Raw genomic sequence first — 24517 nt, 5'->3', positions numbered from 1 at the left:
AATGGTGTCTATCGAACGAATAGTTTTAAAGACAAAAGAATACCCCTCGCCACAATGAAGTGAACGAGGGGGCTAAGGAGAAATGTTTACCACTACGGGAGAGAGCATAGTGGTAGGAGCGAACTGTAGCCTTGGAAAGGAATAGCGTAAAAACCGTGGCTACAGTTACTCAACAACGCCGAGGGAAGGCGTTAGAGGATGTTGAGAAGGAGGGTTTATAGCCCTGAAGGCACTAAGCCGATAACCTCTGAACATGTCACCATTATAGCGAATGAGAATCATTCTGTCAAGACGTTACATGTGTTTTGTCAACTTTATTTGAGCCTCTAGGTGAAATTGAACGACAATTTCTCCAATGCTTTCAGCTTCTGTTGGGGGCTTGCACCTTCGTCGTAAATATCGAACGTTACAATTCCAGTCTCGTGGCCAACGATGTTTGCAACCGTAGGGCCGACTACTTCGGCACGGAGTAAAAGTGTAATTACCATCGCCCGCACGCTGTGGAATACATGCTGTTTTCCAAAACCTTCTGCTGTCTTAACTCTGCCGAATGCCTTGCTCAATGAGTCTGATCTGATTCCGTATTTATTACCGCTTGAAGCCGGAAGTAGGAAGCCATCCCCACTGTCTTTGATTAGTCGCTCAACTGTGGTTTTGATCGCGGAATGTACAGGTATTTCCCTGATGCCAGCGGCTGTTTTACTGTCTTCGATCTTGAAACTCAGAACGCCCTCAATTTTTACAACGGACTCCTTGCGAAGCTGAGCAAGTTCCTCAATTCGACAACCGGTGTGAGCACCGAGTGTGATTAGGTCGCACAGTGTCTGGTTGTTCTGTGTCTTAGCTACTTTGTACAGGCTTTCAATCTGTTCAGGTGTAAATGCTTTACGTGCTGCTGCTACCTTGGCCTTACCGCTGAGCTTTGGCAGAGCTTGCTCTTTGAACGGGTTGTCTTGGCCTTGATGAAGCTCTTTCCAGTGTGTGTCATGTTTGATCGCCCATTGCCAGAATGTTGAACCTGCAAGCAGATATTGAGCTTTGGTCTTGCTAGTCATATTCAATGATTCTAACCACGCGGCAACTGTCTCGCTGGTCAACGTTTTACCTTGGTCACGAAGGTAGTCTGATAACTTCCTGAGCTTGCTTTCCTGCTGATCTATCGTTTTGTTTGCGATACTATCTTTGACTCGTTGTGCCCTGAACTTATCCAGGCGTCCGTCAGTGATGGGGGAGACGGGCTTGTAGATTACCGGGTTGTGAATAATAGCCTTTGCTTCTTGGTGTTCAGCATCAGACAGGCCATACTCCTCTGAAATACACACTGCTTCCATGTCAGCCATGATTGTCAGAAGCTCGTTGTGCAGGTCAATACCGGCACCGGCGGTGATACCGTCTTCAAGAGCGGCAACGTACCGCTTCGCGTAGTCTGTGAGTCTGCTGGCGATAGCGTCATGCCCTTCGTTGCGAAGGTTACTGATGATTTCTGGTAGTTGTTCGAACCATGCGAAACTTGGCTTAGGTTCGTCGGGAGAGGAGGGGGTGTAAATACGTGTGATTGCTTTGGTTCGTTGGGTTTGTAAATCCAAACCTGCTTGATGCTGAGCAAGTCTCCACTGGTCGCCTGCGACGTGCTTCTGTTCCCTTGCTGCCGCTATGTCAGCTTTCCACTGGGCGAGAATTGGGTGTCGCCGGTCCATGGCTTCGGCTCGGTTGCTGGTGCCGGTGGTCTTGATCAGCTTGGCACGCCCACCAAAGGCATGACGCACATCGGTAGGTACTGCCATCCTCACGTACCAAGTGCTTTCGCCGGGTTTCTGGACAAGGTGTGTAGCCATACTGATCGGTCTCCATTTTGACCACTCAATTTGACCACTATTGATCATGAAAGCCAATAGGTACGGTATTTAAAGGGCTGTAGGTCTGAAATCGTAGAGTCCCTATCTCTCCGCCATACATGTGGTAGAAAAAGCCCCTGAAAACGATAAGTTTTCAGGGGCTTTTTCGTTGTGCCCGAGTTAAACCTCAACGCATCGCCGTGCGCATGGCCGGGCCCTTTCGCCGCTAGCGACGGGGCCTGCCGGATCGGATCAGAGCGCCAGGCCGACCTTTGCGGCACTCCCGGATTTTTCGTAGCTCGGCCCTAGTGCACGGTCTGTGGCTCCGTGGGCGAATCCGCTTGCCTGTGCAGCTGCATCAGCGCTGATTCCAGCAGCGCATGCGCAACTTCCATTTCATGGATGACCGCCCTCATCACGATCGAGTTGTGCGAGGTCGGTGTCAGTCGCACGGACTGGCGGGCTACGGACAAGGCGCAGATCACGTATTCCGAGGTCTGGACTAGGGTGTCCTGCAGCATGTACGAGGGATCGAGGGGGGAGGGTGGATCGGGGACTATCTTGCGCATACACATCTCCAGGATCAGTGGGGCTACCGCAAGCTTGCTGTCAAACAAGAGGGTGGCAGCTGTACATGGGTTGACAGACCGAGGATCCCGGAGCAACTCGGCGCACACGAATGTGCCCCATGTACAGCCGCCATAGGCTGTAAATGCGCGCGGGATAAGTTATCAGCCTGTCAAAGCCGGTCGCTGAGGTGTCAACGACGAACCGAGACTAGGCCGCAATCCGAGCGCTCGCAATGGGTTAGCAGCGCCGGCAATATAATTCGGAAATGGACTACAGGGAATGGGAAAAATCGGAGTTGAATGTGTAGGACCGTAGGCGTGCCGGGCGTGAATATTCTTCCGTGGTAGAAAAAGCCCCTGAAAACGATAAGTTTTCAGGGGCTTTTTCGTTGTGCCCGATTTAATCCCGATACCAAGGCCGGTGCATGCCGCCGCTAGCGGGAGGGCTGCCGGAACGGATCAGAGCCCTTCTTCAAAGGTACGGGAATCCCTTTTCTGGATGGTGGCTCATTGCTATATTGTGCGCCGCAATTTTCCTAAGGATAGAAGCCCGCATGAAACACCTGATTTTTATGTCAGTCATTGCTGCCAGCGCTGCTTTGAGTGGCTGCGTTGTTCAGAGCTCGTACAGCAAGACTATTGCAGTCACCAAGGACGCTGACGGCAAAGTGCTTCAGACAGTTGAGTCCGAAACTGTCGTACAGCCCGGTCAGGGTTACCCGATGCGTCTTCAGCTGATCAAAGGGGTACAGCCAAACTGACTAGCGCATTGAACATGCCCGCTTCGAGCGGGCTTTTTTTTTTCAGTGCGCCCGGCAGGGCGCGCTCACTCAGGGGTGAAAGTCCCCCGCACACCCGGCAAGGGGAAGTGCTAGCTAGAGGCAAGGGTTTCGCGGGCGACTGCGAGTCTGAAGGAAGCCCGAGGCAAATCGCTGGCCTGACGAACAGGAAGCGGATACGAGGCGGCATGGCGGGGTAAGCAGTCCGAAATCTGCGAAGCCCAATACTTGCACAGAACGCTATGACGTAGATCCGACAGGCATAAGCGTGAAAGTGGGTGCGCAATACCCGGGGAGATCTGCACGGTTGCCCGTCAGGGCTACCGGCACCGCGAGGTGCTGGAATGACTGTGCAGAAGTCAGCAGAGGGCATAGTAGGTCGCGAGACTGAAGATCGTGTCCCAGGAAGTGGTGTAACTCATCATGGCTCTTGCCATTGAGTTCGCCGTTTAGTTGATCACAGCTGACAGCTTGGCTTGTGGATTATCGCTGACCGCTTCGAAGGCCTCCAACTGCATGTAACGTCTTTGCAGGCACCACTCGTCGTTCTGCTCCAGCAGCATCGCGCCTACCAGCCGTGTGATGGCCGGATCGTTGGGGAAAATCCCCACGACATCGGTGCGGCGTTTGATTTCAGCGTTGAGCCGTTCAAGCGGGTTGGTGCTGTGTAACTGCTGCCGGTGTGCCTTGGGAAACGCCATGTGAGCCAGCACTTCATCCTCACAGCCGTCCATGAGCGTCGCGATCTTCGGGTACTTTTCGCGCAGTTGATCGGCGACCAACCGCCATTGCTGATGGCATTCGGCACGGCTGTCCTGGGCGAAGACCGTGCGCAGCAGCGCCGCTACCATGGTGCGCTGACCTTTGCCGACGTGGGCCATGGCATTGCGCATGAAATGCACACGGCAGCGCTGCCAGGTCGCGTTGAATACCTTGGAAACAGCCGCCTTGAGCCCTTCGTGGGCGTCGGAGATGACAAGCTTCACGCCCCGCAAGCCACGTCGCATGAGGCTGCGCAGGAAGTCTGTCCAGAACGGCTCAGCCTCTGACGGCCCAACCCGCATGCCCAGGACTTCGCGGCCACCGTCGGTGTTCACGGCCACGGCGATTATTACGGCGACCGAGACGATGCGCCCGGCCTCCCGCACCTTGACGTAGGTGGCATCGATCCAGAGATAGGGCCAGTCGCCTTCAAGCGGGCGATCAAGGAAAGCGTGAACGCGCTCATCGATCTCACCAGCTAGCCGTGAAACCTGGCTTTTGGAGATACCGGTCATGCCCATGGCCTTGACCAGCTCGTCCACCGAACGCGTTGAAACGCCTTGGATGTAGGCTTCCTGGATCACCGCCGCCATGGCCTTCTCGGCGGTACGTCGGGGTTCGAGGAAGCCAGGAAAGTAGCTGCCTTGGCGCAGCTTCGGGATCTTCAGGTCAACGTCGCCGGCGCGGGTTTGCCAAAGGCGATCACGGTAGCCATTACGGCTATTTGTCCGGTCTGGGCTTTTGACATCGAAGCCCGCGCCGCACAGGCCTTCGACATCGAACTCCATCATGCGCTGGGCAACGAACTGGATCATTTGCTTGAGCAGATCAGCGTCTGCCCCTTTCTCAACCAACTCGGTCAATGCGATAGTGGGCTTGGTCATCGTGGTTTCTCTGGTGAGTGTTTGGTCTTCGCAAACTCAACGTTAGCCAAGAACCACGATGACCATCCTCTTTCGCCCGCAGGGCGCCTTCGGCTGGTTCAGTTACACCACTTCCCGGGACACGATCCCCTCACCCTACTCGATCTTGGAGAACCCTGGCCCAATCCTTGCTGCGGTACGTGGATCGTCTATCAGATTTATCTGTGCTTGGCCGGGCCCCTTGCAGGTTTGTCCGCGAAGAGGTCCGCCCAAGCATCGTCTCGCCTGGCCCTAGTGCATTGTCTGTGGCTCTGTGGGCGAATCCGCTTGCCTGTGCAGCTGCATCAGCGCCGATTCCAGCAGCGCATGCGCAACTTCCATTTCATGGATGACCGCCCTCATCACGATCGAGTTGTGCGAGGTCGGTGTCAGTCGCACGGACTGGCGGGCTACGGACAAGGCGCAGATCACGTATTCCGAGGTCTGGACCAGGGTGTCCTGCAGCATGTACGAGGGATCGAGGGGGGACGGTGGATCGGGGACTATCTTGCGCATGAATGCTCCTTGAGTCAGGTGGAGCTACCTTTAAACGCTGTCAAACGAATGGAGGCAGCTATACACGGGTTGACAGACCGGTGACCCAAGGAACCCGGCGCACACGAAGGTGCCCCATGTACAGCTGCCATGAAGCGCTGCAAAGGACCCTTGAATCGGTCAGCCTGTCAAAGCCGGTCGCTGAGGTGTCAACGACGAACCGAGACTAGGCCGCAATCCGAGCACTCGCAATGGGTTGGCAGCGCCGGCAATATAATTCGGAAATGGACTACAGGGAATGGGAAAAATCGGAGTTAAATCTGTAGGACCTTAGACGCACCAGGCGTGAATATTCTTCCCAGGCACGGATGCAATAAAGCCCCTGAAAGCGATGAGCTGTCAGAGGCCTTATCGTTATGCGTTTCCCCTCCCGATGGGGCGTGCTCAAGCCCACAAGCGTTGTGCGATAAGCGCCTCCAGTTTGCTCTGGTCCGCGGCAAACCCTCGAATCCCTTCGGCCAGCTGCGCGGTTGCCATTGCGTCCTCGTTCATCTGCCAGCGAAAATCGGCCTCGCTCAGTGGCGGTGGCGGCGCCTGATGGTCGGCGGGGGCGGCGAGCGCGGCCTGCAGGCTGCCCTCGGTCACTGCCAGCTCTTCCAGCAGTGCGGGGCTGATCGTCAGCCGATCGCAACCTGCCAAAGCAACGATTTCACCGACGTTGCGAAAGCTAGCCCCCATCACCGAAGTCGCGTAACCGTGGCGTCGCATGAAGCGGTAGCTGGCCGCCACCAATTGAACCCCAGGCTCCGACGCCGGCGCGTACTCCTTGTTCGGGTAAGCGCGGCGATGCCAGTCCAGCACCCGGCCAACAAAAGGCGAGATCAGGAATGCGCCGGCTTCGGCGCAGGCGAGTGCCTGGGCGAGGCTGAAGATCAACGTCAAGTTGCACTGGATGCCCTCACGCTCCAGTTCGCTGGCCGCGCGAATGCCCTCCCAGGTGGCGGCGAGCTTGATGAGGAAGCGCTCACGTGGAACGCCCGCCGCCTCGTACAGTGCGACCAGGCGCCTGGCCTTGGCCAGGCTTGCCTGTTTATCGAAGGACAGCCGCGCATCGACCTCGCTCGATACCCTGCCGGGCACGTGCTGCAACAGGTCGCAGCCCAAAGCAACGATCAGTTGGTCGGACAGTTGATCGATTGCCTGCGCATGCGGCAGGCCGGCAGCTTTCGCCAGGGCGCAGAGGTCATCGAGCAATGTGTCGTAGTGGCCCGACACCACGGCCTTGAGCACCAGGGAGGGGTTGGTGGTTGCATCATGAGGGGCGAAGCGGCGAACGGCCTGAAGGTCGCCGGTGTCGGCGACCACTGTGCTGTACTGCTCCAACTGGCTGAGCAAAGTTGGCATGCTGGAACCCTTTGGTGGTTGATGTCAGACGGCCATGGGCTGTGCGGGGTGCGATGGCTCGGGCAGGGGCGTGGCCTGGTCTGCCAGCCCATGCATGATGGGTTTCAGGGCGTGGTAGGCCGCGCAGTAATGAACGAACATCTGGTCATACAGGGCTTTGTTCGCGGGGTTGGGGTCGGCCCGTCGACGCAGGGTGCGCCAGTTGCGGATAGCTTCGACGTCCTCGATGGCGCCGATTGCCAGTGCCGCGAGCATGGCGCCACCCAGCGGCGCTTCGACCTGCTGCTCGATGGTGAACACGGCGTGGCCGGTGATATCGGCGATGATCTGCATCCACAGGTTCGACGCCGTGCCACCCCCTACCACGATCAAGTGCGGATCGAGCTGCAGCCCTGCCTGGTTGCCCATTTGCATGTTGTGACGCAAGGCAAACGCCAGCCCCTCCAGTACTGCGCGGTACAGATGAGCCTTGTGGTGGAACAGCGACAGCCCTATATAGGCCCCCGATGCCTTGGCATCCCAGATGGGGCTGCGCTCGCCCATCAGGTAGGGCAGGAACAACAGGCCGTCTGCACCGGCGGGCGTTTTGGCAGCGTCCTGCTCCATCAGTTGGTGCACCTCGGCGCCGGGTGACAGGGCAGCGGCCTGCTTTTCCTGTGCACAGAACTGCTCACGGAACCAGCTGATTGCGGCACCGGCGGTAATGGCGCCGCCGAAACTGTAGGTGTTGGCGCCAGCATCGTAGACGTAAGGCATGTTGATCAGCCCTTTGCAGGCAGCGCTGTGCTGCTTGATGAAGCCCCAGCACATGCTGGTGCCCAGCATCGCGACATGGTTGCCTGGCGCAATGACCCCTGCGGCCAGTGTGGCCATCGCTGCATCGACTCCGCCTGCAACTACCTTGGTGCCTGGCTGGAGCCCTAGCCGCTGCGCCGCAGCCGGTAGCAGGCTGCCAATGACCTGCCCGGGCGCAACCAGGCGTTGCGGCATCAGGTGGGCGTCGATGCCCAGGGCATCGAGCATCAGAGGCGACCAGCCACGCGTTGCGAGGTCGTAGATGCCGCCGATATTGCCCGCTGAACTGTGGTCCACGGCCAGCTCGCCGGTCAGGTGGTACTGCACAAAGCTGTTGGGCGGCAGCAGGTAGCGCGCCTTGGCCCAGACCTCTGGCTGGTTGCGCTTGATCCACAGCATCTTGGTATAGCCGTAGTAGCTGTCGACACCGTTGCCCGTTATGCGCTGCAACTGTTCCACATCCACATTTTCGCGCACCCATTCGGCCTCGGCGATGGCCCGGCGGTCCATCCAGATGAGGCAGGGGTGAAGGGGGTTGATGTCGGCGTCCACCGGGATGCCCGAGCCCCCGTAGAGGCTGCTGATGCAGATGGCTTTGATCTGGGCGGCTGGTACTTGGCTGCGGCGGATGCTGGTCGCGACCGTTTCGTACACAGCGTCCAGCCACACCTGGGGCCATTGCTGCGCCCACAACGGTCGAGGTTGCTCGACCTGGTAGCTGACGCAGGCCTGGGCCAGCATTCCACCCTCGGTTGACATCAAGAGAGCCTTGGTACTTTGCGTGCCGATGTCGACACCAATCACGTAGTCCATTGTCGTCCCTTTTATTATTGGCGTGGTGGTTCATGTAGACGTGAACATTTTTTGGCGATTTTATTCAAAGGCAGTTTCGAGTCGCGGCTGACCAATCCATGATTGTAAATGTTAACGTCAACATTTCATGACGCTAGCACAACACGATTGTCACCACAATACGCATGCACGGTTGTGGCCTGGCGTACAATCGCTGAAAATCACGGCGCCCGCAGCCAGCCACCATCGAGCGTTCATGACCAGACCAGGCAAAGCCACCATCACCGACATCGCCAAACGCGTGAACATGACTACCGTCACGGTGTCGCGGGCGCTCAACCAGCCAGAGAAGGTCAAGAAACAGACGCTGGAGCTCATCCTCAAGGTGGCCAAAGAGCTCAACTACGTGCCCAATGCCTTTGCCCGCAACCTCAAGAATCGCGAGAGCCGGCTGTTGGGCCTGGTCACGGCAAGCCTGGAAAACCCGTTCTACGGCGAGATCATCAAGGCGATAACGCGCGAGGCGAAGAAGCGCGACTACACCTTGATGCTGTTCGATACCGATGGCTCGCCAGAGCTGGAGGCGCGGGCGATCGATACGCTGCTCAGCTATCAGGTCGCAGGGGTGATCCTCTCGGTGATCAGCGACGACGACCAATACCAGCCGAGCTATCTGGCCAAGCTGGAGATGGCCGCCATCCCGGTCGTCCAGATCGACCGCCAGCTCACAGGTGCGCCGTTTGCCGGCGTCTACCTGGACAACGAGCAGAGCGGCTATCAGGGCGCGCGCGCGTTGTTGGCACAGGGGCGGCGCCGGCTGCTGGTCGTCGCCGGGCCGCAACGCTCGAAGATTTCCCTGGCGCGGCTGGCAGGCATTCGACGCGCATTGGAGCAGTGGCCAGAGCCTACCGTGCTGGAGGTCGTGCATGGGGACTACACCCAGGCGCCGGCACGTGATGTGGTGCGTAGTTACCTGCAAAGTGGCAAGTGGCCCGATGTCATCTTTGGCCTCAATGCGCTCATGACCTTGGGCGCGCTGCAGGCCATGCGCGAGGTTGGCTTGAGCCGCAATGACATAGCGCTGTTCAGCATCGACCAGGTGCACTATGCCGAGATCTATGGCCAGCCCATCCCTTGCATCAGCCATAGCAGCGTCGAGTTGGGTGTAGGCGCGATCAACCTGTTGCTTGGCCAGATCGACGATCCTTCGCAACCGCTGCGCGACCAAGTCATTGAAGGGCAGCTACTGCTCTGACCTGCCAACCACTGGCGGGTACATATCTGGTTAAAAATGTAGACGTTGACATTTGGCGCTGAGCTGGCGTCAGATTGAGCCCGCAAGCGATTCGAGTGGTATGTAAACGTCTACATAAAAATAATCAAAGTGCCCTTTGTTCGTCAGGGGGCCAGGGAGGTGGCGAATGGCAACGCAACTCGAAGGTAAAGTGGCAGCGGTCACAGGCGCTGCGTCGGGAATAGGCCTGGCATCGGCCGAGGCGATGGTGGCAGCCGGTGCCAGGGTGGTCATGATCGACCGGGATGAAGCCGCCTTGGCCAGCGCGTGTGAACGCCTGGGGGAGGCGGCCATGCCGTTGGTGATCGACCTGCTGGTGCCTGAGCGCTGTGCAACGCTGCTGCCGGGTGTGCTGGCGAAGGCCGGCCAGCTCGACATTCTGTATGCCAACGCCGGTTGCTACGTGGGCGGTGATCTGGTTGATGCGGATGTGGCGGCCATCGACCGCATGCTGAACCTCAACGTCAATGCCGTGATCAAGAATGTGCATGATGTGTTGCCGCACATGATCGAGAGGGGGACGGGCGACATTCTGGTCACAGGCTCGGTGGCCGGGCATTTTCCGGTTCCCTGGGAGCCGGTGTACTCGGCCTCCAAGTGGGCGGTCAACTGCTTCGTGCAGACGGTGCGCCGCCAGGTCAAGGCTCACGGTATCCGTGTCGGCGCCGTGTCGCCTGGCCCGGTCAGCAGTGCACTGCTGGCCGATTGGCCGGAAGAAAACCTGAAAAAGGCCAAGGCGAGCGGAAGCCTGATCGAACCATCCGACATAGCCGATGCGGTCATGTACATGCTCACGCGCCCGCGTAACGTGACGATTCGGGACATGATCGTGCTGCCTTCGGCATTTGATATGTAACGGTTGCACTCAACATCAACCGCTGCAGGCGTGATCTTGTCGAGGCAGCCTGCAGCGTAAGTTGGTCTGCGGTGTGTCTTATTTCAAAGCACTACCGAAACCCGCTGCTGGATTGGATGGCGGCCTATCTTCGAATGCGACTTGGATCCAATACTCCGGTTCTGTATCATCCGGCCGCCATCAGAATGATGGCCGATGATTATTTAAAGGACTGAAGTAATGAAAAAGCTGTTCAAGGCCACCGTAGCCGTTGCTGTCGTTTCGGGCGTTGCCCTGCTGTCCGGTTGCACTGGCCAAGTTTACAACCAGCAGAAAAACTGCTCGTACGACTACCTGTTCCACCCATCGGTTTCCATCTCCAAGGTCATCGGTGGCTGCGGCCCGATCGATAAACTGCCTCAGCCGCAGTAAGCTTGGCGATACCCTGATCGCGTCACCTGTGACCTGATCCAAAGCCCCCAGTCATGCATATGGCTGGGGGCTTTTGTTTGTCTGGCGTGACAACCTGCCGCTGGGACAACCTGCCGCCTTGCTTGTACGCCCGCAATTTGTTTGTGCTGGCATTTCAGATACAATCAGCGAAACGATTCAGCCCTGTCGGTCAATACGACAAAAGCCTGGGTCGTTTTCTGGTTCTTTAAGCCGCTGAACAATGATCACAAAAAGCCTGCGCACAAGAACACGAAGCACCTGGGCCAGCCACAGGCCCGTCCTCCGTTCTACAGACTGGAATTGATCAATGTTCAAGAAAGCTGGCAAGACCTTGCTGGGTCTGGCTGTCGCTGCGAGCTTCATGCAAGCGCACGCCGCAGAAACCAAGAAAGTAGATGTGCTGCTGGTCGGCGGCGGCATCATGAGCTCCACCCTGGCCGTGTGGCTGCACGAGCTGGAGCCAAGCTGGTCGATGGAGATGGTCGAGCGCCTGGATGGCGTCGCCGAAGAAAGCTCCAACGGCTGGAACAACGCCGGCACCGGCCACTCCGCGCTGGCTGAGCTGAACTACACCCCGGAAGACAAAGACGGCAACGTCAACATCACCAAGGCCATCGAAATCAACGAAGCCTTCCAGATCTCCCGCCAGTTCTGGTCGTGGCAGGTCCGTCAGGGCGTGCTGAAGAATCCGCATTCGTTCATCAACACCACCCCGCACATGAGCTTCGTGTGGGGCGATGACAACATCAAGTTCCTCAAGAAGCGTTATGACGCGCTGCAGGCAAGCCCGCTGTTCCGCTCGATGCAGTACTCCGAGGACCACGCGCAGATCGCCAAGTGGGTCCCGCTGATGATGGAAGGCCGCGACCCGAACCAGAAGCTGGCGGTGACCTGGACGCCACTGGGCACTGACGTGAACTTCGGCGAGATCACCCGCCAGTTCGTCGGCCACCTGAAGACCCAGGACAACTTCACCCTGAAGCTGTCCAGCGAAGTCCAGGACATCACCCGCAACGAGGACGGCTCCTGGCACGTCGAGTACAAGAACCTGAAGGACGGGACCGAGTCGGCCACCGACGCCAAGTTCCTGTTCATCGGTGCCGGCGGCGGCGCGCTGAAGCTGCTGCAGAAGTCGGGCATTCCTGAAGCCAAGGAATACGCAGGCTTCCCGGTCGGCGGTTCGTTCCTGGTGACAGAGAACCCGACCATCGCCATGCAGCACATGGCCAAGGCCTATGGCATCGCCTCGACCGGCGCGCCACCCATGTCGGTACCGCACCTGGACACCCGTGTGCTGGACGGCAAGCGCGTGATCCTGTTCGGGCCATTCGCCACCTTCTCGACCAAGTTCCTGAAGAACGGTTCGTACCTGGACCTGCTCAGCAGCACCACCATGCACAACGTGTGGCCAATGACCAAGGTCGGCATCGAGCAGTACCCGCTGGTCGAGTACCTCGCTGGCCAGCTGATGCTGTCGGACGACGACCGCTTCGAAGCGCTGCGCACCTACTTCCCGAACGCCAAGAAGGAAGACTGGAAGCTGTGGCAGGCCGGTCAGCGCGTGCAGATCATCAAGCGTGACGCAGACAAGGGCGGCGTGCTGAAGCTGGGTACCGAAGTGGTGGCCTCGCAAGACCGCACCATCGCCGGCCTGCTGGGCGCATCGCCAGGCGCCTCGACCGCCGCGCCGATCATGCTGAACGTGCTGGAAACCGTGTTCAAGGACAAGGTCGCCACCCCGCAATGGCAAGCCAAGATCAAAGAGATCGTGCCGAGCTACGGCACCAAGCTCAACGATTCGGCAGCGGCCACGCAGAAAGAGTGGAACTACACCGCTGAAGTCCTGCAGCTGGAGAAGCCGCCGGTCATCGACCAGAGCGTCGGTACCAGCACGGGTGCTAGCCAGCCGGTTGAAAGCAAGCCAGAGAACGACATGGCGCTGTAAGCGTCAGCGTTGTGATCGAAAGCCACGGGGGTGACCTCGTGGTTTTTTTTTGCTTGTTCCGGCCCCCACAGCCAACCCTGGCTCACCGCTGACGCAAAATGCACTCCAGCAAACCGGGGAAGCGTGCATCGAGCATTTCGCTGCGCAGTGAGTTCATATGGGTAGTGCCCACATTGCGCGTTTGCACCAGCCCCGCATCGCGCAACACGCGAAAATGATGGGACATGCTGGACTTCGGCCGGCCGCCGTCCAGCTCGCCGCAGCTGGCTTCCGCCACGCCTGCCAGGTGGCGCACGATTTCCATGCGTACAGGGTCGCTCAGCGCATACAGCAGGCGCTCGAGGATCAGGTCTTCAGGGGTGGGATGTTTGTAGGCTCGCATGGGCGTCATGATAACGGGGGTTTCATTAATTGCCATAGTTCGATTATGATCGAACTATCGTATTCAGATGAACCCGGAGTTCTCCATGTCCGCACTGTTCGAACCCTATACCCTCAAAGACGTCACCTTGCGCAACCGCATCGCCATTCCGCCGATGTGCCAGTACATGGCCGAGGACGGCATGATCAACGATTGGCACCAGGTGCATTACGCCGGCCTGGCCCGTGGTGGCGCCGGCCTGCTGGTGGTCGAAGCCACTGCGGTGGCGCCGCAAGGGCGTATCACCCCCGGTTGCGCCGGTATCTGGAGCGACGCCCATGCCCAGGCCTTTGTGCCGGTGGTGCAGGCGATCAAGGCTGCAGGCTCGGTGCCGGGCATCCAGATCGCCCACGCGGGGCGCAAGGCCAGTGCCAACCGCCCGTGGGAAGGTGACGACCATATCGCCGCGGATGACGCGCGAGGCTGGGACACCATCGCCCCGTCGGCCATCGCCTTCGGCGCCCACTTGCCGAAAGTGCCGCGTGAAATGACCCTGGACGACATTGCCCGGGTCAAGCAGGACTTCGTCGATGCCGCACGTCGAGCGCGTGATGCGGGCTTTGAATGGATCGAACTGCACTTCGCTCACGGCTACCTGGGGCAGAGCTTCTTCTCCGAGCACTCCAACCAGCGCACCGATGCCTACGGTGGCAGCTTCGAGAACCGCAGCCGCTTCCTGCTGGAAACCCTGGCAGCCGTGCGCGAGGTGTGGCCGGAAAACCTGCCGCTGACCGCCCGCTTTGGCGTGCTGGAATACGACGGCCGTGATGAGCAGACGCTGGAAGAGTCCATCGAGTTGGCCCGCCTGTTCAAGGCGGGTGGCCTGGACCTGCTCAGTGTCAGCGTCGGCTTCACCATCCCGGACACCAACATTCCATGGGGCCCTGCCTTCATGGGGCCGATCGCTGAGCGTGTGCGTCGTGAGGCAGGTTTGCCAGTGACTTCGGCGTGGGGCTTCGGTACGCCGCAGTTGGCGGAAGGGGCGTTGAAGGCCAATCAGCTCGACCTGGTGTCGGTGGGGCGTGCGCACCTGGCCGACCCGCACTGGGCGTATTTTGCGGCCAAGGAACTGGGCGTCGATAAAGCCTCGTGGACTTTGCCTGCGCCTTACGCGCACTGGCTTGAGCGTTATCGCTGATTCCTGGAGGGGCCGCACAGCGGCCCCGGCTCAAAACCGATCCAACCGGTAACCCTTCAACTCGGCACGAAGCTCCCGTTCAGCCAACCCAGCCACCCACTCCGCTGTCACCGCCGCCTGGGTCAACCCCAGGTGCTGATGCCCAAACGCTAGCAGCACGCGCCCATCACACACCCGGTCGATCACCGGCAGCGAGTCCGGCAGCGAAGGCCGCAAGCCCATCCACGGCGTCGCCCCTTCGGCATTCAGTTCACGCTGGAACAAACCCTTGCTCAACCGGTGCAACTGCCACGCCCGCTGCATGCTTGGCGGTGCATCGAGACCGGCGAACTCCACCGTGCCAGCCAGGCGCAAGCCCTCGGCCATTGGCGTCATGATGAACTTGCGCTCCAGCGATGTGACGGCGAATGGCAAGCGCTGCTGCTCGCCAGGCAGCATCAGGTGATAGCCACGCTCGGTGTCCAGAGGGACTCGTTTGCCGGTCAGAGCCGTGGTCAGTTGCGCTGAGTGCGCGCCGCAACTGATTAGCACCTGGCGCGCATGGAACGTACCTTGGCCGGTGTTGAGCTGCACGCCATTGCCATTCAGTTGTCCGCCATCGACCTGCGCCTGGACGAAGCGCACGCCACAGGCCTTGGCTGCTTCGAACAACTCGATGACCACGCGGTAAGGGTCGATGAAATGCCCGGTACGGGGGAAAAACAAGCCGCCCAAGATCGACGAGGTCAACTCTGGCGCAGCGGCGCGCACCGTGTCGGCCGACCAGAATTCAGCCGGCACCGCCTGCTGTTGCATGCGTGCCTGCAACGCCTCCAGTGCCGGGCGCGACTCGGCGCGCTCGAACACCAGCAACGAGCCGTCCTCCTTGAACAGCTCGCTGCGCCCGATGGAGCCGAGCAAACGCTGCCAGGCGCCCAGGCTGCCTTCGTTCAGTGCACGGATGCCGGCCACGCTGCGCTGGAACGGCTCCGGGCGCAGGTTGAGCAGCAGCCGGGTGAACCAGGGCAACGCCTTGGGCAGGTACTTCCAGTCCAGCCGCAGGGGCCCCATCGGGTCCAGCAGCATGCGCGGCAGGCGCTTGAGGATCGACAGGTCGGCAATCGGGAACACCTGCTCGGTAGCCAGGTGTCCGGCATTGCCGTAGGAGGCGCCGTGGCCCGGCGGTTGGCGGTCGATCAGCAGCACGCGACGGCCCTGGCGGGCCAGTTGCAGGGCGCAGGCGACACCGACAATGCCGGCGCCGACCACAGCGATATCGGTCTGGGAGGGGGCGTGGGCCATGATTCAGTGTTCCCGCTTGCCGTCGAGCAAGCGCCGCACCTGCAGCGGGTTTGCGTGCTTCAGCGCCTGCGGCAGCAAGGCATCGGGGAAGTCCTGATAGCACACCGGCCGCAGAAAACGCAGGATCGCAGCAGTGCCCACCGAGGTGCTGCGCGCATCGGACGTTGCCGGGAACGGCCCGCCGTGGACCATCGCATCGCATACCTCAACCCCGGTCGGCCAGCCATTGACCAGCAGGCGCCCGGCCTTGCGTTCGAGGGTCGGCAGCAGGCTGCGGGCGCTGTCGAGGTCGGCATCGTCCAGGTGCAGGGTCGCGGTCAGTTGGCCCTCCAGGTGCTCGGCCACCTGGCGCACTTGTTCATCGCTGTCGCAGGCCACCACCAACGAAGCGGCGCCAAACACCTCGGCCTGCAAGCCCGGGTCGGCGAGAAACGCGCTGGCCTGGGTGACGAACAGCTGAACCTGGCACTGGTTCGGGCCTTGCGGGGGTTGGCCGCAGGCCGCGACCTTGGCATTGCTGTTTTCGGTCATGGCGCCCACACCCGCTGCGTAGGCATTGAAAATGCCCGGGGTCAGCATGGTCTGCGCCGCTGCATGGCGTACTTGCTCGCTGGCGGCGGCGATAAAACGCTGCAGTGCCGGGCCTTGGCGGGCGACTATCAGGCCGGGGTTGGTGCAGAACTGCCCGGCGCCCTGGGTCAACGAGGCAACGAAACCTTGGGCCAGTACCTCACCACGCGCCTGCAAGGCTGCGTCGAACAGGAACACCGGGTTGATCGAGCTCATCTCGGCATACACCGGGATCGGTTCCGGGCGCGCCTGAGCCGCGTGGCACAGGGCCAAACCGCCGCTGCGCGAACCGGTGAAGCCAACGGCCTTGATCCGCGGGTCGCTGACCAGGGCGATGCCCACTTCACGCCCAGCACCATACAACAGCGAGAAGACGCCCTCTGGCAGGCCACACAGTTGGACGGCGCGAGCGACGGCCTGGCCGACCAGCTCACTGGTGCCCGGGTGCGCGCCGTGTGCCTTGACCACCACCGGGCAGCCGGCGGCCAGGGCCGAGGCGGTGTCGCCACCGGCCACCGAGAAGGCCAGGGGGAAGTTGCTGGCGCCAAACACCGCTACCGGCCCCAAGGCCACCTGGCGCTGGCGCAGGTCGGCGCGCGGCAGGGGCTGGCGCTGTGGTTGGGCGGCATCGACGCGCACATCCAGCCATTCACCACTGCGCACCACGCGGGCGAAGGTGCGCAGTTGGCCACAGGTACGGCCCCGTTCGCCCAGGATACGTGCCTTGGGCAGGCCACTTTCGGCCACGGCACGGCCGATCAAGGCATCGCCCAGCGCTTCTATCTGCTGGGCGATGGTTTCGAGAAAGATTGCGCGTTGCTCCAGTGAGGTTTCGCGGTAGGCGTCGAACGCAGCCCAGGCCAGTTCGCAGGCGTGGGCCACGTGTTCCCCGGTACCGCCGGCATAGGCGGGTTCCAGGGGCTGGTTGGTAGCCGGGTCGATGGCGCGGATCGCTTCGCGGCTGCCGGGTACGGGGCGTTGGCCGATCAGCAGTTTGCCTGTCAGGGGCATGGAGCCTCCTTCATAGTCGGGTTCTGGATCGGGGCTGCCAAGCAGCCCCAGGGTTCAGGCCAGGTTCTGCTCGGCCGACCAGCTGGCATACCACGTGCGGAACAGCGCGTACTGCTGTTCGGCGTAGTTGCGCTGGGCGTCGGTGAGCGCATCGGTTTCGTTGAAGTGCAGGCTGTATTCGCGGTCGCCGTTGAGCACCATCAGGTGTTTGTAATACAGCACCAGGTCGCAGCCCTCATCGAACGACGACAGCACCGCCAATGCCGACTCCAGCTCGCGTGCCAGGCGGCGGGCCCTGGCGTCACCCTTGGCCGCTTGCTTGCTCAGGCTCACCAGTTGCAGCACTTCACGCGGCAGGGCATTGCCGATGCCGGTAATGGCGCCGGTGGCGTTGCAGTTGACGAAACCATGGACTACCTGGGTATCCACGCCGACCATCAGGGTCACATCGTCGTCTTTGGAGGTGATGTGCTCGGCGGCGTAGCGCAGGTCGGCACCACCACCGAACTCCTTGAAACCGATCAGGTTCGGGTAGTCGCGGCGCAGTTCGAAGAACAGGTCGGCACGGGTGGCAAAGCCGTAGTAGGGGCTGTTGTAGATGACTGCAGGCAGCTTCGGCGCCGCTTGCAGGATCGCGGCGAAGTGGTGCTTTTGGGCGATCAGGGAGGCGCCACGCGACAGCACGCGGGGGATGACCATCAGGCCGGCGGCGCCGACCTTGGCGGCATGGGCTGCATGGGCCACGGCTTCACGGGTGTTCACCGCGCCGGTGCCGACGATGGTCGGGATGCCGGCGGCAACCAGGCGCGCCACGCCCTCCTGGCGCTCGGCTTCGGTCAGCAGCGGCCAGTCGCCCATCGAGCCGCAGTAGACCACGGCGCTCATGCCGGCCTCGATCAGCTCGCGCCCTTTGCGCACAAGGGCGTCGAAGTCTGGTTTGCGCTCGGCGGTGCAGGGTGTCATCAGGGCAGGCATGCAGCCGGTGAAAATATTGTCGCTCATGGGTATCACTCCTTGCAGTATTCAGTCTGGGTTGCGAAGAAAATGGCCTGGGCAGTCAGATGCCCCAGGCGAAAGGGTCTTGTTCGTCGATCAGCAGGGTACTGTCGGCGGTCATGTAGGCGCGGCCGGTGATGAACGGGCGAATATGCTCACCTTCGCGCTCGTAGCGGCCGTGGAACTGGCTGCCGGTAATGCTGGCCTGGACCCAGGTCTGGCCTTCGGCGAGCTTGCCGTCGGCGGCCAGGCAGGCCAGCTTGGCGCTGGTGCCGGTGCCGCAGGGCGAGCGGTCATAGGCCTTGCCGGGGCACATGACGAAGTTGCGGCTGTCGGCATCAGGGTCGGCGGCAAACAGCTCGATATGGTCGATGGGGGCGCCGTGCTCGCCGGTGATGCCTTGGGCCTCCAAGGCCTTGAGCATCGCCCAGGTGAACGCGGTGAGAGCTTCGCGGTTGTCCAGCTCGATGCGCTGGCCGTGCTCTGAAACCAGGAAGAACCAGTTGCCGCCCCAGGCGATGTCGCCGTGCACCACGCCATGGCCTGGCACGTCCACCGACACCTGCCGGCGGTAGCGATAGGACGGCACGTTGCCGACGGTGACCGCGCCGTCCTCGTGCAGGGTGGCGCTGACCTGGCCGACCGGCGTGTCGATTTTGTGCACGCCCGGCTGGATCAGCCCCAGGTGCCGTAGCGAGGCGACCAGCCCGATGGTGCCGTGGCCACACATGTTCAGGTACCCGGCATTGTTGAAAAAGATCACCCCACAAGTGGCGTCTTCCGACACCGGGGCGCAGTACAGCGCACCGACCAGCACATCGTTGCCGCGTGGCTCCAGCAGGCAGGCGCGGCGCCAGTGGTCGTGCAGCTCGCGCAACTCATCGCGCTGCTCGGCCATGCTGCGGCCATTGAGTTGCGGGAAGCCATTCATTACCAGGCGGGTCGGTTCGCCGCCGGTGTGCGAGTCGATGACGTGAACGTGTTTCATGGGCATGTCCATTCTCTAGTGAGCCTGCTTTTGTGCTGGTTGTGCCGGCGACAGGGCCAGTAGCCTTCAGGAGGCCAGTGCAGCCGGGCGAGCGGCGGCCTGGGCCTCGTGGCTTGTTTCGCTTTCGTCTTCGCCTTCCAGGCGCACCAGGTGGGCCGGCACGCCGGTGGCAGCACCCCAGTAGTAGATGCCCAGCGCGCAGGCCGCGACGACCACGGTATCGAACGGGTGGCCGATCACGCCCAGGCCGCCGAAACTGCCCAGCCAGGAAAGCAGGATGGTCACCGCGTAAAAGCCGATCAGCCAGGCGCTGGAGCGCACCTGCTGGGCCAGCGACAGGTGCTGGGTCGGCACGAAGCGGCCGCACAGCAGGTACAGCACGAACATCACGATCTGCAGGGCCAGTAGCCACGACACGGTGTTCCAGCCGGACCAGTAGACGATCAGCGCGGCGATGATGAACGACAGCGGGCCCAGCACGCCCATGCCCTTGACCCGGAACGGGCGTGGCATATCTGGCGCATTGCGGCGCAGGGCAGCGACGGTGACCGGCGCTACCGCATAGCTCAGCACCAGGGCTGCAGACACCACGTTGATCAGCGCTTCCCAGGACGGAAAGGGCAGGGTCCAGAACACTGACAGGCCGAAGGTCAGCCACAGCGCCGGGCGTGGGATGCCCGATTGCTCGTCGATGCGGGTGAAATACTTGAAGAAGGTGCCGGTCTGGGCCCAGCCATAGATCACCCGCGGGGTGGCGTTCATGTAGATGTTGCCGCAGCCGCTGGGGGAGATCACCGCATCGGCCACCACCAGGTAGGCCAGCCAGCCTACGCCCAGGGCCAAGGCGATGTCACGGTAGGGCAGGGCCAGTTCCTTTGTCACCGAAGCCCAGCCGTTGGTCAGCATTTCGGTCGGCACGCTGCCAAGGAAGGCCAGTTGCAGCAGGGCATAGATCGCGGTGGACAGCAGTACGGAGAGGATCAGCGCGATGGGTATGGTGCGCTGTGGGTTCTTGACTTCGCTTGCCACCGAGATGATTGGTGTCAGGCCCAGGTAAGCGAAGATGATGCCGCCAGCCGAGACGGCCATTTCCACACCGGACATGCCGAAGGGGGCGAAGCCCTGGACCTCGAAGTTCTCTGGCTTGAAGAAGGTGAACAGCACACCGATCACCAGCAGCGGCACGATGAACTTGAACACGCTGACCAGGTTGTTGGCCTTGGCGAAGGTCTTGACGCTGCGGTAGTTGAGCAGGAAGAACAGCCCCAGCAGCGCAAACTGCACTAACCAGCCGAGCACGGTGGGGTCGCTGGAGCCGGCCTTGGTCAGGCCAGGGAACCAGGCCGCGGCGTACTGGCGTGATGCGACCACTTCGATGGCGATCAGGCTGGAGAAGGCGATCAGGGTGATGAAGCCCATCAGGTAGCCGAGCAGTGGGCCGTGCGAGTACACCGGGTAGCGCACCACACCCCCGGCGCGTGGCAGCGCGGCGCCGAGCTCGCAGTAAACGATGCCCAGTAGCAGTACGGCGAAGCCGCCGAGAAACCAGGAGAGGATGCCGGCCGGCCCGGCAATGGCCGAGACGTGGCTGGCGGCGAACAGCCAGCCGGAGCCGAAGATGGCGCCGAGGCCGATGAAGGTGAGGTCCAGCAATGACAGCTGTTTCTTGAATTTGCCTGACATGGGGTCGCCTTTTTGTAGGTTTTGGATAGGCAGGTCTGATGTCACCAGGTGCGGCTTTTGGGGCCGCGCTCTTGTAGGTCTTGGGCGGCTTGCGTGGGAACTAGAGTGGACCGAACGGGGCCACGGTTCTTGATGGTTTTCTGCAGGGCAGATGACGAAATCGGCACAATTGCAGAAAAGACTGGCGCGCCGGTCGCCAGGCTGGATAGGCTGGAGGCCCTGCTGTACAAGGGTTTGAGAGTTTTGCCGGCGATGGCGCCGGTGCAGACACTAGAGAATTGACTGATGGCCGACGCCACCCTGGCAGCCCTGTACCAGAACTTGGACCAGCACCGCCCCGCCAGCCTTCAGGCACTGCTCGCCGGGGTATCCCTGCTGTTGCCGATCCTCGATGCCATCCCCAACGCCGCGATCTTCATCAAGGATCCGGATGCCCGCTATGTGCTGGCCAACAACACCCTGGTTCAGCGCTGCGGCCTCAAGCGCCTGCAACCACTGTTGGGCAAGACCAGCGCCGAAGTCTTCCCGGCGCAACTGGGCCCCGGTTATACCGAGCAGGACCGTCGTGTGCTCAAGGATGGCCTGGTGCTGGAAGACCAGCTCGAGCTGCACCTGTACGGCAGCCGTGAACCGGGCTGGTGCCTGACGCACAAGCGCCCGCTGCACGACAGTGCTGGCCAGATCATCGGGCTGGTAGGCATTTCGGTCGACCTGCAGTCAGCGGCAGACACGCACCCCGCCTACCAGCGCCTGGCCGCGGTGGACGAGCATATTCGGCGGCACTTTCATCAACCGATCAGCCTGGGTGAACTGACCCGCATTGCCGGCATTTCCGTCGCGCAACTGGAGCGCTACTGCAAGCGGGTATTCCACCTCACACCTCGGCAAATGATTCACAAGGCGCGGCTGGAACATGCCCATCGGCTGCTGCACAGCGACTTGCCGATCACCGAAGTGGCGTTGCAGTGCGGTTACACCGACCACAGTGCTTTCAGCCGGCAGTTCAAGCAACTTACGGGTTTTACACCGCGCCAGTACCGTCAGGCGACTGCCGCTCAGGAGGGCTGAAACAGTGTGCGGGCCTCGTCAAAACACTGTTCGGCAATCGCCGAGCGCGGCTCGCTGCGGCGCAGCAGCAGGCCGACGGGGCTGTGGATGCTGGCGTCGGTGATCGGGATGATGCGCATGTGCTCGCTCAGGTCTTCCAACCCGCAATCGAGCGGCATGATTGCGCAGCACACGCCGGTGTTGATGGCTTGAACCAACTGGAAGCTCGAGTCGCTTTCCAGCACGGCATTGGGTTCCAGGCTGCGGCTGCGAAAGCTCAGGTCGAGCGACTGACGGTAGTGCATCCCCTTGCTCAGCAAGCCCAGAGGGATTTCGCCCAGTTCCTCCCAACGCAGGGTGTCGGCTTCGAACTGGAAGTGCCGGGTATCGTGCAGCAGGCCCATGGTGGTGGTGCCCAGTTCGATCACCTCGAAGAAGTTGGCGTTGACCTGGTCCAGATAGCAGATCCCCAGGTCGAGCTGGTTGCGGCTCAGGCCATCCATGATCTGCTCGGTGCTGTGCGAGCTGAGCTGAAACTGCAGCTCGGGGTATTTTTCGCGCAGCGGCAGCAGCAACTGCATGGGGTTGAAGCTGGCCAGCGGCACGGTGCCCAGGCGCAAGCTACCAACCACTTGGCCGCGGCAGCTGGCTGCCTCGGCCTGCAGGCCATCATGGGCGGCGAGCAGGGTGCGGGCCCAGGCCAGGATGCGCTCGCCGGCTTCGGTGAAGCCCTCGAAGCGCTGGCCGCGTTTGACCAGCACCAGTTCCAGTTCGTCTTCCAGGTTGCGCAGGCGCATGGACAGGGTCGGCTGGGTGATATGGCACAGCGCCGCAGCCTGGCCGAAGTGGCGGGTCTGGTCGAGGGCGATGAGGAACTTGAGCTGCTTGATGTCCATGGGAGTGCCTGGGGTCTGGTTGTGCTGACCTTAACCAAGTCAGCGATAGATGTCATTGATCGGGCGGTACGGCATATCGATTGGACGCGCTCTGGTCATGTCTCTAGCGTAACGACCATGCCATACAAGGAGCTTCACTGTGCGCGTTCAATCCGACGCGGTCTTCGTACCGCTCAATATCGCCGTACTGACGGTCAGCGACACCCGCACCTACGACAACGACACTTCGGGTGAGCTGCTCGCCAGCCGCCCGGTGCAGATTGGCCATCGCCTGGTGGCGCGTGCGCTGCTCAAGGACGACCTGTACAAGATCCGCGCCCAGGTGGCCACCTGGATTGCCGATGAGCAGGTGCAGGTGGTGCTGATCACCGGCGGCACCGGTTTCACCGGGCGGGATAGCACACCGGAAGCGGTGGAGTGCCTGTTCGATCGGCGTATCGACGGTTTCGGCGAGCTGTTCCGGGCGTTGTCCATTCTTGATGTCGGTACCTCGACCGTGCAGAGCCGGGCGTTGGCCGGCATGGCCAATGGCACTCTGGTGTGCTGCCTGCCAGGCTCTACCGGTGCCTGCCGCACGGCGTGGGAAGGCATCCTGGTGGAGCAGCTGGATGCGCGGCACCAGCCTTGTAATTTTGTGAAGCACCTTAAGCCCATCGCGCCCTGCGACACACGCGGTTGATCAGTTCCGGCCCTATCGCCAGCTTGCCGGCGATAGGGCCAGTCAGCTCAACACATGCTCCACCGGCTGCAGCGCCGGTGGCAGCGGCTCCACGCCCAAGGCTCCCAGCACATCCCGTTCAACGGTGCGGACCATGGCATCGGTCGGCAGGTCGTTCTCGTCTCGCCCGAACGGGTCTTCCAGTTCATTGCCGATCGCATCCAGCCCAAAGAAGGTGTACCCCACAATGGTGGTAAACAGCGGTGCCAGCCAGCCCAGGGGCTCGGCCAGCGCGAACGGCAGCAACAGGCAGAAGATGTAGATGGTCCGGTGCAGCAGCAGGGTATAGGGGAAGGGCAGCGGTGTGCCCTTGATCCGCTCGCAGGTGGCCTGTACCTCTGACAACCCGACCAGGCGTTGTTCCAACAGGCTGTAGCGCCAGTCGCTGATCTGCTGCTGCTCGGCCAGGCGTGAGCAGCGGGCGCCAACTTCCTGCAAGATACCGTCGCAGACATTGTGCGGGCGGATCGCAGCGGGGTTGGCCAGCCACGGCCGGGCGGCGGCCACATCATCCTCATTGCGCAACCGGGCATTGAGCGCATGGGCAAAGCCGCACAGGCTGTGCAGCACCTCGGCGCGCAGCTTTTCATCGGCGATCACCACGCTCTCACGTATGAACGAGCGGGTCTCGATGATCATCTTCCCCCAGGCCTTGCGCCCCTCCCACCAACGGTCGTAACAGGCATTGTTGCGAAAACTCATGAAGATCGACAGCGACAGGCCAAGCAGCGTGAAGGGGGTAGCGCTGACGGGGTAGAAAAACGCCGGGAAGTGGCGTTCGACCAGCACGATCAGGGCGGCGAGCAAGGTCACCATCAGGCAGCGCAAGGCAATGCGCTTGACGATCGAACCCTTGAGGGTGAACAGCACGCGCAACACATCGGGGCGAGAGTGAACGATCATGGAAG

22 protein-coding genes are annotated in these 24517 nt (G+C 61.3%); 8 read left to right on the top strand and 14 right to left on the bottom strand.

The features are described 5' to 3' along the window. Positions 1–326 precede the first annotated feature (326 nt). Together NGJ21_RS02870 and NGJ21_RS02865 are read right to left on the bottom strand one after the other, a co-directional pair. A complete protein-coding gene (locus tag NGJ21_RS02870; protein WP_251961757.1) occupies positions 327–1835 on the bottom strand; it encodes a DUF6538 domain-containing protein in 1509 nt (502 codons plus the stop codon). Between the two features lie 305 nt (positions 1836–2140). Next, complete coding sequence (locus NGJ21_RS02865) at positions 2141–2404, bottom strand: hypothetical protein (RefSeq protein ID WP_115274073.1); 264 nt, start codon at positions 2402–2404, stop codon at positions 2141–2143. A 554-nt stretch (positions 2405–2958) separates the two neighbouring features. Here NGJ21_RS02865 and NGJ21_RS02860 point away from each other — a divergent pair. Next, positions 2959–3165: a hypothetical protein gene (locus NGJ21_RS02860; RefSeq protein ID WP_119687634.1), complete on the top strand. Its 207-nt coding sequence runs from the start codon at positions 2959–2961 to the stop codon at positions 3163–3165. 467 nt (positions 3166–3632) lie between these two features. Here NGJ21_RS02860 and NGJ21_RS02855 read toward each other — a convergent pair whose 3' ends face one another. From NGJ21_RS02855 to NGJ21_RS02840, 4 genes are all read right to left on the bottom strand, one after another. Then, entirely contained in the window at positions 3633–4829 is a 1197-nt protein-coding gene (locus NGJ21_RS02855; protein WP_016391483.1) for an IS256 family transposase, read from the bottom strand. 270 nt (positions 4830–5099) lie between these two features. Continuing rightward, on the bottom strand, positions 5100–5363 hold the full coding sequence (locus tag NGJ21_RS02850; protein ID WP_119687632.1) for a hypothetical protein: 264 nt from the start codon (positions 5361–5363) through the stop codon (positions 5100–5102). 423 nt (positions 5364–5786) lie between these two features. Further along, positions 5787–6746: a transaldolase gene (gene tal / locus NGJ21_RS02845; protein ID WP_251961756.1), complete on the bottom strand. Its 960-nt coding sequence runs from the start codon at positions 6744–6746 to the stop codon at positions 5787–5789. 24 nt (positions 6747–6770) lie between these two features. Further along, on the bottom strand, positions 6771–8354 hold the full coding sequence (locus tag NGJ21_RS02840; protein ID WP_251961755.1) for an FGGY-family carbohydrate kinase: 1584 nt from the start codon (positions 8352–8354) through the stop codon (positions 6771–6773). Positions 8355–8589: 235 nt separating this feature from the next. Here NGJ21_RS02840 and NGJ21_RS02835 point away from each other — a divergent pair, with 235 nt between their 5' ends. From NGJ21_RS02835 to mqo, 4 genes are all read left to right on the top strand, one after another. Beyond that, positions 8590–9588, top strand: coding sequence for a LacI family DNA-binding transcriptional regulator (locus tag NGJ21_RS02835; protein WP_046787999.1), 999 nt, complete (start codon positions 8590–8592; stop codon positions 9586–9588). A gap of 166 nt (positions 9589–9754) precedes the next feature. After that, positions 9755–10483, top strand: coding sequence for an SDR family oxidoreductase (locus NGJ21_RS02830; protein ID WP_046788000.1), 729 nt, complete (start codon positions 9755–9757; stop codon positions 10481–10483). 219 nt (positions 10484–10702) lie between these two features. Continuing rightward, positions 10703–10894, top strand: a complete 192-nt coding sequence (locus NGJ21_RS02825; RefSeq protein WP_008097338.1) for a DUF4223 family protein — start codon at positions 10703–10705, stop codon at positions 10892–10894. 328 nt (positions 10895–11222) lie between these two features. Then, positions 11223–12860, top strand: coding sequence for a malate dehydrogenase (quinone) (mqo, locus tag NGJ21_RS02820; RefSeq protein ID WP_046788001.1), 1638 nt, complete (start codon positions 11223–11225; stop codon positions 12858–12860). Positions 12861–12942: 82 nt separating this feature from the next. Here mqo and NGJ21_RS02815 read toward each other — a convergent pair whose 3' ends face one another. Then, positions 12943–13278, bottom strand: a complete 336-nt coding sequence (locus NGJ21_RS02815) for an ArsR/SmtB family transcription factor (protein WP_012315737.1) — start codon at positions 13276–13278, stop codon at positions 12943–12945. Positions 13279–13327: 49 nt separating this feature from the next. Between NGJ21_RS02815 and xenA the strand changes: the two genes are divergently transcribed. Further along, positions 13328–14419 carry a xenobiotic reductase XenA gene (gene xenA / locus NGJ21_RS02810; protein WP_046788002.1) on the top strand — a complete coding sequence of 364 codons (1092 nt, stop codon included), beginning with the start codon at positions 13328–13330 and terminating at the stop codon, positions 14417–14419. Positions 14420–14449: 30 nt separating this feature from the next. Here the strand turns inward: xenA and NGJ21_RS02805 are convergent, their stop codons facing one another. The 5 genes from NGJ21_RS02805 to NGJ21_RS02785 form a co-directional block, all read right to left on the bottom strand. Beyond that, positions 14450–15700 (bottom strand): NAD(P)/FAD-dependent oxidoreductase, encoded by a 1251-nt coding sequence (locus tag NGJ21_RS02805; protein ID WP_115274076.1) that lies wholly within the window; start codon positions 15698–15700, stop codon positions 14450–14452. Positions 15701–15703: 3 nt separating this feature from the next. Continuing rightward, positions 15704–17281 (bottom strand): aldehyde dehydrogenase (NADP(+)), encoded by a 1578-nt coding sequence (locus NGJ21_RS02800; protein ID WP_251961754.1) that lies wholly within the window; start codon positions 17279–17281, stop codon positions 15704–15706. A 54-nt stretch (positions 17282–17335) separates the two neighbouring features. Beyond that, positions 17336–18283, bottom strand: coding sequence for a dihydrodipicolinate synthase family protein (locus NGJ21_RS02795; RefSeq protein ID WP_119687627.1), 948 nt, complete (start codon positions 18281–18283; stop codon positions 17336–17338). Between the two features lie 55 nt (positions 18284–18338). Then, entirely contained in the window at positions 18339–19265 is a 927-nt protein-coding gene (locus NGJ21_RS02790) for a 4-hydroxyproline epimerase (protein ID WP_046788006.1), read from the bottom strand. Positions 19266–19331: 66 nt separating this feature from the next. Continuing rightward, positions 19332–20948: an APC family permease gene (locus NGJ21_RS02785; RefSeq protein WP_115274079.1), complete on the bottom strand. Its 1617-nt coding sequence runs from the start codon at positions 20946–20948 to the stop codon at positions 19332–19334. 285 nt (positions 20949–21233) lie between these two features. On the opposite strand from NGJ21_RS02785, the gene NGJ21_RS02780 reads away from it, so the two are divergent. Next, the gene (locus NGJ21_RS02780) at positions 21234–22016 is read left to right on the top strand and encodes an AraC family transcriptional regulator (RefSeq protein ID WP_046788008.1); all 783 of its coding nucleotides are present in this window, start codon (positions 21234–21236) and stop codon (positions 22014–22016) included. On the opposite strand, the gene NGJ21_RS02775 is transcribed toward NGJ21_RS02780, so the two are convergent. Beyond that, positions 22004–22891, bottom strand: a complete 888-nt coding sequence (locus NGJ21_RS02775) for a LysR family transcriptional regulator (protein WP_115274081.1) — start codon at positions 22889–22891, stop codon at positions 22004–22006. The genes NGJ21_RS02780 and NGJ21_RS02775 overlap by 13 nt on opposite strands. Positions 22892–23030: 139 nt before the next feature. On the opposite strand from NGJ21_RS02775, the gene moaB reads away from it, so the two are divergent. Next, positions 23031–23570 carry a molybdenum cofactor biosynthesis protein B gene (moaB, locus tag NGJ21_RS02770; RefSeq protein ID WP_046788010.1) on the top strand — a complete coding sequence of 180 codons (540 nt, stop codon included), beginning with the start codon at positions 23031–23033 and terminating at the stop codon, positions 23568–23570. Positions 23571–23612: 42 nt separating this feature from the next. Here moaB and NGJ21_RS02765 read toward each other — a convergent pair whose 3' ends face one another. Beyond that, entirely contained in the window at positions 23613–24512 is a 900-nt protein-coding gene (locus tag NGJ21_RS02765) for a bestrophin family protein (RefSeq protein ID WP_115274083.1), read from the bottom strand. Positions 24513–24517 lie beyond the last annotated feature (5 nt).

The organism is Pseudomonas sp. Marseille-Q5299, from assembly GCF_943737035.1.
In the GTDB taxonomy this organism is placed as follows: domain Bacteria; phylum Pseudomonadota; class Gammaproteobacteria; order Pseudomonadales; family Pseudomonadaceae; genus Aquipseudomonas; species Aquipseudomonas putida_E.
Note: the sequence above shows the minus strand (reverse complement) of the source record. Positions and strands in the feature narration are given on the sequence as shown.